General features: G+C 69.2%; 13 protein-coding genes. All 13 read right to left on the bottom strand.

All coding sequences use genetic code 11. The features are described 5' to 3' along the window. Positions 1 to 6 precede the first annotated feature (6 nt). Positions 7 to 1,599, bottom strand: coding sequence for a F0F1 ATP synthase subunit alpha (gene atpA / locus JYK17_RS21675; RefSeq protein ID WP_128801917.1), 1,593 nt, complete (start codon positions 1,597 to 1,599; stop codon positions 7 to 9). A gap of 149 nt (positions 1,600 to 1,748) precedes the next feature. Next, positions 1,749 to 2,564: a F0F1 ATP synthase subunit delta gene (locus JYK17_RS21680; protein ID WP_128801918.1), complete on the bottom strand. Its 816-nt coding sequence runs from the start codon at positions 2,562 to 2,564 to the stop codon at positions 1,749 to 1,751. Beyond that, positions 2,561 to 3,106, bottom strand: coding sequence for a F0F1 ATP synthase subunit B (locus JYK17_RS21685; protein ID WP_108014977.1), 546 nt, complete (start codon positions 3,104 to 3,106; stop codon positions 2,561 to 2,563). Before JYK17_RS21685 ends, JYK17_RS21680 begins: the two co-directional genes overlap by 4 nt. 37 nt (positions 3,107 to 3,143) lie before the next feature. Further along, positions 3,144 to 3,389, bottom strand: coding sequence for an ATP synthase F0 subunit C (atpE, locus tag JYK17_RS21690; protein WP_016438241.1), 246 nt, complete (start codon positions 3,387 to 3,389; stop codon positions 3,144 to 3,146). A gap of 85 nt (positions 3,390 to 3,474) precedes the next feature. Continuing rightward, complete coding sequence (gene atpB / locus JYK17_RS21695) at positions 3,475 to 4,281, bottom strand: F0F1 ATP synthase subunit A (RefSeq protein ID WP_108014898.1); 807 nt, start codon at positions 4,279 to 4,281, stop codon at positions 3,475 to 3,477. A gap of 294 nt (positions 4,282 to 4,575) precedes the next feature. Next, positions 4,576 to 5,028 carry a hypothetical protein gene (locus JYK17_RS21700; protein WP_108014897.1) on the bottom strand — a complete coding sequence of 151 codons (453 nt, stop codon included), beginning with the start codon at positions 5,026 to 5,028 and terminating at the stop codon, positions 4,576 to 4,578. 331 nt (positions 5,029 to 5,359) lie between these two features. After that, positions 5,360 to 6,664 carry an MraY family glycosyltransferase gene (locus tag JYK17_RS21705; RefSeq protein WP_222811020.1) on the bottom strand — a complete coding sequence of 435 codons (1,305 nt, stop codon included), beginning with the start codon at positions 6,662 to 6,664 and terminating at the stop codon, positions 5,360 to 5,362. Positions 6,665 to 6,814: 150 nt separating this feature from the next. After that, positions 6,815 to 8,056, bottom strand: a complete 1,242-nt coding sequence (gene glyA, locus JYK17_RS21710; RefSeq protein WP_128801919.1) for a serine hydroxymethyltransferase — start codon at positions 8,054 to 8,056, stop codon at positions 6,815 to 6,817. 92 nt (positions 8,057 to 8,148) lie between these two features. Continuing rightward, complete coding sequence (locus tag JYK17_RS21715; protein ID WP_108014894.1) at positions 8,149 to 8,829, bottom strand: arsenate reductase/protein-tyrosine-phosphatase family protein; 681 nt, start codon at positions 8,827 to 8,829, stop codon at positions 8,149 to 8,151. Further along, positions 8,826 to 9,473: an L-threonylcarbamoyladenylate synthase gene (locus tag JYK17_RS21720; RefSeq protein ID WP_016438247.1), complete on the bottom strand. Its 648-nt coding sequence runs from the start codon at positions 9,471 to 9,473 to the stop codon at positions 8,826 to 8,828. Before JYK17_RS21720 ends, JYK17_RS21715 begins: the two co-directional genes overlap by 4 nt. Before the next feature lie 52 nt (positions 9,474 to 9,525). Beyond that, positions 9,526 to 10,371 carry a peptide chain release factor N(5)-glutamine methyltransferase gene (prmC, locus tag JYK17_RS21725; RefSeq protein ID WP_108014893.1) on the bottom strand — a complete coding sequence of 282 codons (846 nt, stop codon included), beginning with the start codon at positions 10,369 to 10,371 and terminating at the stop codon, positions 9,526 to 9,528. Positions 10,372 to 10,412: 41 nt separating this feature from the next. Next, entirely contained in the window at positions 10,413 to 11,489 is a 1,077-nt protein-coding gene (gene prfA / locus JYK17_RS21730; protein ID WP_108014892.1) for a peptide chain release factor 1, read from the bottom strand. 103 nt (positions 11,490 to 11,592) lie between these two features. Continuing rightward, entirely contained in the window at positions 11,593 to 11,814 is a 222-nt protein-coding gene (gene rpmE / locus JYK17_RS21735) for a 50S ribosomal protein L31 (protein ID WP_016438250.1), read from the bottom strand. Positions 11,815 to 11,864: the final 50 nt, after the last annotated feature.

The raw sequence follows: 11,864 nt of genomic DNA on the forward strand, positions 1-11,864 counted from the left end.
CTTACGTCACTTGGCGGCAGCGGCAGGAGCGTCCTCGCCGAGCAGCTTCCCGTCGGCGGTCTCGAACTGCTTCTTGAACTCCGCGACCGCGTCGGCCATGGCCTGCAGGGTGTCGTCCGACATCTTGCCGCCCTCCTTGATGGAGGTCATCAGGCCCTGCTCCTTGCGGTGCAGGTACTCGAGGAGCTCCTTCTCGAAGCGGCGGATGTCGCCGACCGGGACGTCGTCCATCTTGCCGGTGGTGCCGGCCCAGATGGAGATGACCTGGTCCTCGGTGGCCATCGGCTGGTACTGCGGCTGCTTGAGCAGCTCGACCATGCGCTGACCGCGCTCCAGCTGGGCCTTCGAGGCGGCGTCCAGGTCGGAACCGAAGGCGGCGAACGCCTCCAGCTCACGGAACTGGGCGAGGTCGACACGCAGTCGGCCGGAGACCTGGCGGATCGCCTTGTGCTGGGCGGAGCCACCGACTCGGGAGACCGAGATACCGACGTTCAGCGCCGGGCGCTGACCGGCGTTGAACAGGTCCGACTCCAGGAAGCACTGGCCGTCGGTGATGGAGATGACGTTGGTCGGGATGAACGCCGACACGTCGTTGGCCTTGGTCTCGACGATCGGCAGACCGGTCATCGAGCCCGCGCCCATCTCGTCGGAGAGCTTCGCACAGCGCTCCAGCAGGCGGGAGTGCAGGTAGAAGACGTCACCGGGGTAGGCCTCGCGGCCCGGCGGGCGGCGCAGCAGCAGGGACACGGCGCGGTAGGCGTCGGCCTGCTTGGACAGGTCGTCGAAGATGATGAGGACGTGCTTGCCCTCGTACATCCACTGCTGGCCGATGGCCGAACCGGTGTACGGCGCAAGGTACTTGAAGCCGGCCGGGTCGGACGCCGGGGCGGCGACGATGGTCGTGTACTCCAGGGCGCCGGCCTCTTCGAGGGACCCACGCACGGAGGCGATCGTGGAGCCCTTCTGACCGATGGCGACGTAGATGCAGCGGACCTGCTTCGACGGGTCGCCGGTACGCCAGTTGTCGCGCTGGTTGATGATCGTGTCGACGGCCAGGGCGGTCTTGCCGGTCTGGCGGTCACCGATGATCAGCTGACGCTGGCCGCGGCCGATCGGGGTCATCGCGTCGACGGCCTTGTAGCCCGTCTCCATCGGCTCGTGCACCGACTTGCGCTGCATGACCGTGGGGGCCTGCAGCTCGAGGGCGCGGCGGCCGCTGGTCTCGATCTCGCCGAGACCGTCGATCGGGTTGCCGAGCGGGTCGACGACGCGGCCGAGGTAGCCCTCGCCCACGGCGACCGAGAGCACCTCACCGGTGCGCTGCACCGGCTGGCCCTCCTCGATGCCGCTGAACTCGCCGAGGACGACCGCACCGATCTCGCGCTCTTCCAGGTTCAGTGCGAGACCGAGGGTGCCGTCCTCGAACTTCAGCAGTTCGTTGGCCATGGCCGAGGGGAGGCCCTCGACCTTCGCGATGCCGTCGCCGGCAAGGGTGACCGTACCGACCTCCTCGCGCGAGGCCGCGTCCGGCTTGTACGACTGGACGAAGTTCTCCAGCGCGTCCCGGATCTCCTCCGGCCGGATCGTGAGCTCCGCCATCTGGGTTCCCTGCTCTCCTTGTTGGGCCCGAAGTCTTTGGGGGTCTGGGGCTGTTTCCCTCAGCGGCTGTGCCGCGGGCCCCCAGCAATCTTCTGCAATTTCTGCACGACCCAACCGGGCCGCTGTTCTTCTTGTCGGTCGGGCGGCCGTCAGCCGGCCAACCGCCGGGACGCCTCCGCGAGGCGTTCCGTGATCGTGCCGTCGATGACCTCTTCGCCGACCCGTACGGAGATCCCGCCGAGGACCGTGGGGTCCACGTCCAGGTTCAGATGCATCTGGCGTCCGTACAGCTTCGCCAGCGCAGCGCCGAGGCGCTGCTTCTGTGCGTCGGTGAGCGGCACCGCCGAGGTGACGACGGCCACCGCCCTGTCCCTGCGCGCCGCGGCAAGCCTGGACATGGCCTCGAGGCCTGCCTCCAGGCTACGTCCCCGCGGCCGGGTGACAAGGCGCACGACCAGGCGCTCCGTGACCGGGTTGGCCCGGCCGCCGAGCAGGCTGTGCAGCAGCTCGCCCTTGGCCTCGGTCGTGGCCGCCCGGTCGGTCAGCGCGGCACGCAGTGCGGTGCTGGACTGGACGATCCGGCCGAACCGGAACAACTCGTCCTCGACGTCGTCGAGCGTGTTGTTCTGCTGAGCCTTCGTCAGGTCGGCGGAGGCAGCGAGCTCCTCCACCGAGTCGACGAGGTCGCGCGAGCGCGACCAGCGGGCCCGGACCATGCCGGTGACCAGGTCGAGGGCGGGGCCGTCGACGTGTCCGGTCAGCAGCCGGGTCGCGAGCTCGGCCCGGGCCTCACCGGACTGCACCGGGTCGGTCAGGACGCGTCGCAGGCCGACCTCGCGGTCGAGGAACTCGGTGACGGCGGCCAGCTGCTCGGCGAGCTGCCCGGCGTCGACCGACGAGGAGTCGGTCAGCGCCTCGAGACGCTCTCGCGCGGCTGCGTGCGCTTCGCGGCTAGCTCCGTTCATGGCCTGGCCTCGGCCTTCGCCGCGGTCTCCTCGAGGCCGTCGAGGAAGCGGTCGACCGTACGGCTCTGCCGGGCGTGGTCCTCGAGGGACTCACCGACCAGCTTGCCGGCCAGTTCGGTGGCGAGCTTGCCCACGTCCTGGCGCAGCGCGGTCACCACGGCCTTGCGGTCCGCCTCGATCTGGGCGTGACCGGCGGCGATGATCTCCTCGCGCTGCCGCTGGCCTTCCGCCCTCATCTCCTGGATGATCGTGGCGCCCTGCTCGGTCGCCTCCTGGCGCAGGCGTGCGGCCTCGTGCCTGGCCTCGGCCAGCTGAGCCCGGTACTGCTCAAGGATCTGCGTGGCTTCGGCCTGCGCCTCTGCCGCACGCTCCAGGCCGCCCTCGATCGCGTCGTGCCGCTCTTCCAGGGTCTTCTGGATGTTGGGCAGGAGCTTCTTGCCGAGGACGCCGAAGACGATGAAGAAGCAGATCAGGCCGACGATCAATTCCGGGGTCGCGGGGATGAGCGGATTCTCCGCTCCCTCCGCAGCCAGGAAGGCCATCATGTCTGAACCTTTCGTCGAGAGTGGCTACTGGTCGTCAGCTGCTGAAGACGAAGGGGACGACCAGGCCGAGCAGTGCCAGCACCTCGCAGAGCGCGAAGCCCAGGAACATGTTGGTACGGATGATCGGCATGGCCTCGGGCTGACGGGCCATGGCCTCGATGGAGTGACCGAAGACCAGACCGATGCCGACACCGGGGCCGATGGCGGCGAGACCGTAGGCGATGGCGCCCATACGACCCGCGACGGAAGCGGCAGCAAGGTTAACGAGCTCGGCAGACATTTCCCTGTCTTCCTTTTGTGATGTGTGCGATGCGGTCCGTTGGGAGGGCTTCCCAGCGGCGGTGATACGGGGGATGCAGTGCGGGTCAGTGACCCTCTTCGAGCGCTCCCTGGATGTAGATCGAGGCGAGGAGCGTGAAGATGTACGCCTGGAGGAACTGGATCAGGACCTCCAGGGTGGTCATGGCGAGCGCCAGCAGGAACGAACCACCGGCGACGGCCGACATGATCGACGGAGTGAGCAGGTACCAGGTCGCCACGCTGAACATCACGATCAGCATGTGGCCGGCGAACATGTTGGCCCACAGCCGCACCGCGAGGGTGAACGGGCGCAGGATCACGTTCGAGAAGAACTCGAGCAGGACGATCAGCGGGATCAGCGGCTTGGGCAGACCGTCGAGCCAGACCAGGTTCTTGACGCCGCCCTTGAACCCGTGCGTCTTGAACGTCAGGAACATGTACGTGATGTAGACCAGCGCGGCCAGCACGACCGGGTACGCGAAGCGCGAGGTCGCCGGGAACTGTGCCACCGGGATGATGGACATCACGTTCATGATCCACACGAAGAAGAAGATCGACGTGAGGAAGGGGACGTACTTGCTGCCCTTCTTGCCGATCACTTCGAGGGCGATGCTGCGGGCGACGAAGTTGTAACCGATCTCGCCGACGAGCTGCAGCTTCCCGGGGACCAGCTTCGGCTTGCGGAACGCGGCGGCGAAGAAGCCGATCACGGCCAGCATGCAGATGACCGTCAGGAGCATCGGCTTCGTGAAGTCGAAGCCGCCGACGCTGAAGATCGGCTCGAAGTTGAACGAGTGGAGGCCCGGCGCGGGAAAGGCACAGTCAGCATTGATGTGGCAGCCGCTTTCAGCGAGCAGCATGTGGGCACTCACCCGTGACTCCTTCGTCGTGACGCATAAGTAACGGCAACCTTGTGTGTCAGCGCGGCTGGTGAGGCCGCTGATCGGCACTGGGGACGTGGTGGTGTGACGGTGCCGCCGCAGTCCGTGGGGCGCATCCGCCGAGGGCCCGGCCGCTCGGATTCCGTGCTGTGATCACAGCTGACGGTCCGAGTGCGCCGGCGGCCGTGGAGGCCTTGTCCTGTCCCGCTCGAGAAGCGGAAGGACCCCCCACCGGAAGCGCTTCCGGACGATAGCAGATAGGCATGTATCGCCTTTACCTGGCCCCTACGCCGCATCACGGGACTCCGCCTTGACCGGGTCCGCCTCCTTGGCAGGCACGGACGGTACGGGGTCCACGTAGAGCATGCGGCTGGTGAGACTCTGCTTCACCTGTCCGCCGACCCACGCCAGGGCGGTGGCCAGCAGGCTCAGGGCGAAGGCCCGGCCGTTGAACAACGTGGTGTCGCCGAAGGCGATGACGAAGACACCGATGAGCAGCAACTGCACGGTGTAGACGAGCAGTCCGGCCGTCATCGCCACCTGGGGCTTGTCCTGTGTGAGGCGCATCAGGGCGGCGGAGCCGAGTCCGAAGAAGCAGGCCACCACCGCGAGGGCCACCAGTCCGCCGACGAGACCCTTCTCACCGGCGACGACCGCGCTGACAACGGTGGCGACGATGCCCACGGGGGCGGCGATGATCGCTGCTCCCCGGAGGATCCGGACGTCGTTTGGCTGCATGCGGACGGCTCCAACGTAAGTGGGGGTCGAGACGTGGTGACCGGGTGTCACTGATCGGTAACCCGGTGCAGTGCAGAGGTTAACGCGAGGAGGTGTGGGCGCTTCGGGCCAAAGGACCGTTCCGCCAAGGCCTTTCGGCGCTTCCTTCAACTGGTAGTGAACGCTATCACAAACTATTTGATGCGGTCTTTACCTAGAAGGTGTGCCAGCTGTCACACATGAGAGTGACAGCGCGCGTCTGCGCAAGAACAGGGATGGTTTGTCTGGTATTGGGGAAGTTTGCTCCCCCACGACTTGGCAATGCTCTAGTCAGATTCTTACCTTGCCGAAGTCAGCGCGAAGTACCGGCATTCCGACGGTTCAGGGCGGTGGCTCCGTGGGGTCCGGCCACCCCCGCCGCCACCGGGGCGCGCTCCTCCTCGGACCCGCCGTCCTGCGCCGGCTCGGCCTCGGGTTCCGCCACCGCCGAGCCGCGGCGGTAGCGCGGAGGCATCAGGTGCTCGGCCCAGCGCGGGGCGCGCGGCGTGAAGCGCGGCAGCAGGAGCAGGGCCAGGCCCACCGCGCTGAGGATCACGATGCCCAGGACGATCCACATGGACGCCGAGTTGACCGAGTAGGCGAGCGCGCCGAACGCGATCAGCGCCGACCAGAAGTACATGATCAGCACGGCCCGGCTGTGCGAGTGGCCGATCTCCAGCAGCCGGTGGTGCAGATGCCCGCGGTCGGCCGCGAACGGCGACTGGCCGCGCCAGGTGCGGCGCACGATGGCCAGCACCAGGTCCGCGGTCGGCACCGCGATGATCGTCAGCGGCAGCAGCAGCGGGATGTAGACCGGCACCGTCTGGTGCACGGCCGCCTTCTCGGACCCGACGAACAGCTTCAGGGCGTCCGGGTCGACCTGTCCCGTGATGGAGATGGCACCGGCCGCCAGCACCAGGCCGATCAGCATCGAGCCGGAGTCGCCCATGAAGATCCGCGCGGGGTGCATGTTGTGCGGCAGGAAGCCGATGCACATGCCCATGAGGATCGCCGCGAACAGCGTCGCCGGGGCGGCGGCCTCGACGCCGTACGAGTACCAGATGCGGTAGGCGTAGAGGAAGAACGCCGCGGCCGCGATGCACACCATGCCGGAGGCCAGGCCGTCGAGGCCGTCGACGAAGTTGACCGCGTTGATGGTGATGACGACGAGCGCCACCGTCAGCAGGGTGCCCTGCCACTGGGTGAGCGCCACGCTGCCGACGCCCGGGATGGGCAGCCACAGGATCGTCAGGCCCTGCATGACCATGACGCCCGCGGCGATCATCTGGCCGCCGAGCTTGATCAGGGCGTCGATCTCGAACTTGTCGTCCAGCACGCCGATCAGCCAGATCAACGCCGCTCCGGACAGCAGCGCCCGCGGCTCGTTCGACTTCTCGAAGACCTCGCTGAGGTTGGTCAGATGGTCCGCGACCAGCAAACCGGCGCACAGCCCGAAGAACATGGCGATACCGCCGAGGCGCGGAGTGGGTTCCCGGTGCACGTCACGGGCCCTGATCTCCGGCATGGCTCCGGCCACGATCGCGAACTTCCGTACCGGCCCTGTCAGCAGGTAGGTCACCGCGGCCGTGACGCAGAGCGTCAGCAGGTATTCACGCACAGGCTTCCCCACAGGTCTCGCTGGCCATCTCAGCCCCACACCCTAGCGAGGGACGCATATGAGTGGGGACTTCCGGGTAGCGACGATGGTTGCACGCGTGCCTGTGCACGCAGGCCGGACCCGAGTGCACACAGGGGCGCCTACCCTCGCTCAGCCGGTGTACGGCTGAAATCTACCGGTCAGCTCGCGCACCTCGTCGCGCGCCTTCTGGGTCTCCGTCCCGCCCCGCAGCACCTCCGCGAGCAGGGCGCCGATCCGCTGCATCTCCTCCTCCCGCATCCCCTGGGTGGTCACCGCGGCCGTGCCGAGCCTGAGGCCGCGGGCGTCGCCGTGCGGCAGCGCGCAGCAGTCGAGCACCATTCCGGCCGCCGCGAGCCGCCCGCGCGCGGTGCGGCCGTCGACGCCCAGGGGCGCCGGGTCGGCGGTGATCAGGTGGGTGTCGGTGCCGCCGGTGGTGACGACCAGGCCCTCCGCCGCCAGCCGGGCCGCGAGCACCCGGGCGTTGGCGACGACCTGATGGGCGTACGCCCCGAAGTCCGGTGTGGCCGCCTCGCCGAACGCGACGGCCTTCGCGGCGATGGTGTGCATCTGCGCGCCGCCCTGGGTGAAGGGGAAGACGGCCCGGTCCACCCGCTCCGCGAGCTCGGCGCCGCACAGGATCATTCCGCCGCGCGGCCCGCGCAGCACCTTGTGCGTGGTCGCGCAGACGATGTCGGCGTACGGCACCGGACTGGGCGCCGCTCCCCCGGCGACCAGGCCGATGGGGTGCGCGGCGTCGGCGATGAGATACGCCCCGACCTCGTCGGCGACCTCTCGGAAGAAGGCGTGGTCGATGTGGCGCGGATAGGCGATGGAGCCGCACACGATCGCCTTGGGGCGGTGGGTGCGGGCGAGGGTGCGCACCTGGTCGTATTCGATGAGCCCGGTCTCGGCGTCGACGCCGTAGCCGACGAAGTCGAACCAGCGGCCGGAGAAGTTGGCGGGCGAGCCGTGGGTGAGGTGGCCGCCGTGCGGCAGGCCCAGGGCGAGGACCGTGTCGCCGGGCCGCAGCAGGGCCGCGTAGGCGGCGAGGACGGCCGAAGAGCCGGAGTGGGACTGGACGTTGGCGTGCTCGGCGCCGAACAGGGCCTTCGCCCGCTCGACGGCCAGCCGCTCGGCCACGTCGACGATCTCGCAGCCGCCGTGGTGCCGGGCGCCGGGATAGCCCTCGGCGTACTTGTTGGCGAGCGGGGAGCCGAGGGCCGCCAGGACCGCGGGCGAGGAGAAGTTCTCGGCGGCGATCAGCTGCAGCGTCGTCGACTGCCGGTCGAGCTCCCCGAGCAGGATCTCGGCCAGCTCGGGGTCCTGCCGCAGCAGGGCGTCGGCGGTCTCTGGGGCGTGGGTGACCGGCATGGTGGGCTCCCGGCGACGATGATTGCGGGCGGTTCGCCTCCGTGGTGACGTACGAACCAATGTAGGCCCGCGCACCCGGCGCCGCGCGGTTGTTACATCCTCGCGCGCACACCCGTGAGCGCCGTGACGACCGGATCCAGTGCCTGGTGTATCTCGTCGCCGATGGAGCGGAAGAAGGTGAGCGGGGCGCCGTAGGGGTCGTAGACCTCGTCCGCCTCGGCGGTCGGGGCCAGCAGCCACCCGCGTAGAGCGGCCGCGGCGCGGACCAGGGCGCGTGCGCGGGCGACCACGCCGTCCTCCAGCGGGGGCAGGGTCGCGGTGTCGATCGCCCGCACCAGGCGGGTGAACTCCTTCAGGGTGAAGGTGCGCAGGCCCGCCGAGTGGCCCATGGAGATGACCTGCTGACGGTGGTCGCGGGTCGCCGTCAGGACCAGGTCGGCCATGATGACGTGCTCGTCGAGCAGTTCACGGCCGGTGAAGCCGGTCGGGTCCGCGCCGAACTCGGCGAGCACGCGCTCCGCGTTGGCCTCCATGGGCGCGCCCTCGTGGCCCCAGGTGCCGGCGCTCTCCACGATCAGCGCGCCGCCCAGGACGCCCAGGCGCTGCGTCACGTAATGCCGGGTCAGCCGCTCGGTGATGGGCGAGCGGCACACGTTTCCGGTGCTGACGTGGAGGATGCGGAAGCAGTCGCGTGGGAGCCCGACAAACGTTGTCGTGATCTCCGTCGCCCGTTCCCCGTTGCCTATGCCACGCCCCGCGTCAGGGGCTGTCAATTGGCCACCTCGAGGTCGGGTACGACCTTGCGCAGCTCCTCCGGCGACAGCGCGCCCTCGCGCAGCAGCACCGGCACCCGGCCGGTGACGTCGACGATGGACGACGGGACGTTGCCGGGGGTGGGGCCGCCGTCGAGGTAGACGGAGACGGAGTCGCCGAGCATCTCCTGCGCGGCGTCGCAGTCCTCCGGCGCCGGGTGCCCGGAGAGGTTGGCGGAGGAGACGGCCATCGGGCCGACCTCGGTCAGCAGCTCGATGGCGACCGGGTGCAGGGGCATGCGCACGGCGACCGTGCCCCGGGTGTCCCCCAGGTCCCACTGCAGGGACGGCTGGTGCTTGGCGACAAGGGTGAGCGCGCCCGGCCAGAAGGCGTCGACCAGCTCCCAGGCCATCTCGGAGAAGTCGGTGACCAGACCGTGGAGCGTGTTCGGGGAGCCGATCAGCACCGGGGTGGGCATGTTGCGGCCCCGGCCCTTGGCCTCCAGCAGGTCCACGACGGCCTCCGAGGAGAAGGCGTCCGCGCCGATGCCGTACACCGTGTCGGTCGGGAGGACCACGAGCTCGCCCCGGCGCACGGCGGACGCGGCCTCGCGCAGACCGGTGGTGCGGTCGGTCGCGTCGTTGGTGTCGTATCGCCGAGCCATGTCTAGCGGGCCTCCTCGTACACGTACATCCGGGAAAGAGTCTGCGGGGCGGTCACGGCAGCGCCTTGCGGGCGGTCGCGAACCGGGGGCGTTTGTTGAGGTCGGGGTGGTCGGCCGCGTCGGCCCAGCCCCGCTCCTCGGTGAAGATCCACGGCACCTGGCCGCCCTGGGTGTCGGCGTGCTCGATGACGACGACACCGCCCGGGCGCAGCAGCCGGTGTGCGGTGCGCTCCAGACCGCGGATGAGTTCGAGCCCGTCCGGGCCCGAGAACAGGGCGAGTTCGGGGTCGTAGTCCCGGGCCTCGGGAGCGACGTACTCCCATTCGGTCAGCGGGATGTACGGTGGGTTGGAGACGACCAGGTCGACCTGGCCGTCGAGGTCGTGGAAGGCGTCGAGGGCGTTGCCCTGGCGCAGGTCGACGCGGGAGCCGGCGACGTTCTTGCGGGCCCATCCGAAGGCGTCCTCGGACAGCTCCACGGCGTGCACGCGCGAGCGCGGGACCTCCTGGGCTAGGGCGAGCGCGATGGCGCCGGAGCCGGTGCACAGGTCCACGATGCAGGGCTCCACGACATCCATGGCGCGCACGGCGTCTATGGCCCAGCCGACCACGGACTCGGTCTCCGGCCGCGGCACGAAGACGCCGGGGCCGACCTGGAGTTCCAGATAGCGGAAGTAGGCCCGCCCGGTGATGTGCTGCAGCGGCTCACGCTGCTCGCGCCGGGCGATGACCTCCCAGTAGCGGGCGTCGAAGTCGGAGTCCTTCACGGAGTGCAGCTCGCCCCGCTTCACGCCGTGCACGAACGCGGCGAGCTCCTCCGCGTCGTTGCGCGGCGAGGGCACGCCGGCGTCGGCCAGCCGCTGGGTGGCCTGTGCCACCTCTGCGAGCAGCAGGTTCACGCAAGTCCTCCGTGTCGTACTGGGTCGTGCGTACGTGCCTGTTACGCGGCCGCCAGCTTCGCCGCCGAGTCCGCGTCGACGCAGGCCTGGATGACCGCGTCGAGGTCGCCGTCGAGGACCTGGTCAAGGTTGTACGCCTTGAAGCCCACGCGGTGGTCCGAAATACGGTTCTCCGGGAAGTTGTAGGTGCGGATCTTCTCGGAGCGGTCGACGGTGCGGACCTGGCTGCGACGGGCGTCCGCGGCCTCCCTCTCCGCCTCCTCCTGCGCCGCCGCGAGCAGCCTGGAGCGCAGGATACGCAGTGCCTGCTCCTTGTTCTGCAGCTGGCTCTTCTCGTTCTGGCAGGAGGCGACCACTCCGGTCGGGATGTGCGTGATGCGCACGGCGGAGTCGGTCGTGTTGACGGACTGCCCGCCGGGCCCGGAGGAGCGGTAGACGTCGATGCGGAGGTCGTTGGGGTTGATCTCCACGTCCACCTCCTCGGCCTCGGGGGTCACCAGGACGCCCGCGGCGGAGGTGTGGATACGGCCCTGGGACTCGGTGGCCGGCACCCGCTGCACGCGGTGCACCCCGCCCTCGTACTTCAGCCGGGCCCAGACGCCCTGTCCGGGCTCGGTGGCGCCCTGGCCGCCCTTGGTCTTCACGGCGACCTGGACGTCCTTGTAGCCGCCCAGTTCGGACTCCGTGGCGTCGATGATCTCGGTCTTCCAGCCGACGCGCTCGGCGTAGCGCAGGTACATGCGCAGCAGGTCCCCGGCGAACAGCGCGGACTCGTCGCCGCCGGCGCCGGCCTTGATCTCCAGGATGACGTCCTTGTCGTCGCTGGGGTCGCGCGGGACCAGCAGCAGGCGCAGCTTCTCGGTGAGCTCCTCGCGCTGCTTCTCCATGTCCTTCACCTCGGCGGCGAAGTCCGGGTCGTCGGCGGCGAGTTCACGCGCGGTCTCCATGTCGTCGCCGGTCTGCTTCCAGGAGCGGTACGTGGCGACGATCGGGGTGAGCTCGGCGTAACGCTTGTTCAGCTTGCGCGCGTTGGCCTGGTCGGAGTGGACCGACGGGTCGGCGAGCTTCTTCTCCAGGTCGGCGTGCTCACCGATGAGTTCCTCGACGGCCTCGAACATCTTGGGCTCCTGAAATACGTACGGCGGAAAGGCGGGCGACCAAAAACGCCGGTCCCGGCGCGCCTGTGGAGGGCGCGGCCGTGGACCGGCGGATTGGAGCTCGCTACTTCTTGGAGCCGGCAGCCTTGCCGAAGCGGGCCTCGAAGCGGGCCACACGGCCGCCGGTGTCGAGGATCTTCTGCTTGCCCGTGTAGAACGGGTGGCACTCGGAGCAGACCTCGGCGCGGACGGTGCCGCTGGAGATCGTGCTGCGGGTGGTGAACGACGCGCCACAGGTGCAGCTGACCTGCGTCTCGACGTACTCGGGGTGGATGTCGCGCTTCAAGGTGTCTCCTAGTTTCGGGAGGGCGCCGGGTCGCAGCCGCGGATTGCTGC

The organism is Streptomyces plumbidurans (assembly GCF_019857225.1).
GTDB classification, from domain to species: Bacteria; Actinomycetota; Actinomycetes; order Streptomycetales; family Streptomycetaceae; genus Streptomyces; species Streptomyces plumbidurans.

Coding starts and splice junctions, on each gene's coding strand:
- atpE (WP_016438241.1), bottom strand. CDS start 3,389: ATGTCTGCCGAGCTCGTTAACCTTGCTGCCGCTTCCGTCGCGGGTCGT.
- JYK17_RS21720 (WP_016438247.1), bottom strand. CDS start 9,473: ATGGCTCGGCGATACGACACCAACGACGCGACCGACCGCACCACCGGT.
- atpA (WP_128801917.1), bottom strand. CDS start 1,599: ATGGCGGAGCTCACGATCCGGCCGGAGGAGATCCGGGACGCGCTGGAG.
- glyA (WP_128801919.1), bottom strand. CDS start 8,056: ATGCCGGTCACCCACGCCCCAGAGACCGCCGACGCCCTGCTGCGGCAG.
- JYK17_RS21680 (WP_128801918.1), bottom strand. CDS start 2,564: ATGAACGGAGCTAGCCGCGAAGCGCACGCAGCCGCGCGAGAGCGTCTC.
- JYK17_RS21685 (WP_108014977.1), bottom strand. CDS start 3,106: ATGGCCTTCCTGGCTGCGGAGGGAGCGGAGAATCCGCTCATCCCCGCG.
- prfA (WP_108014892.1), bottom strand. CDS start 11,489: ATGTTCGAGGCCGTCGAGGAACTCATCGGTGAGCACGCCGACCTGGAG.
- JYK17_RS21700 (WP_108014897.1), bottom strand. CDS start 5,028: ATGCAGCCAAACGACGTCCGGATCCTCCGGGGAGCAGCGATCATCGCC.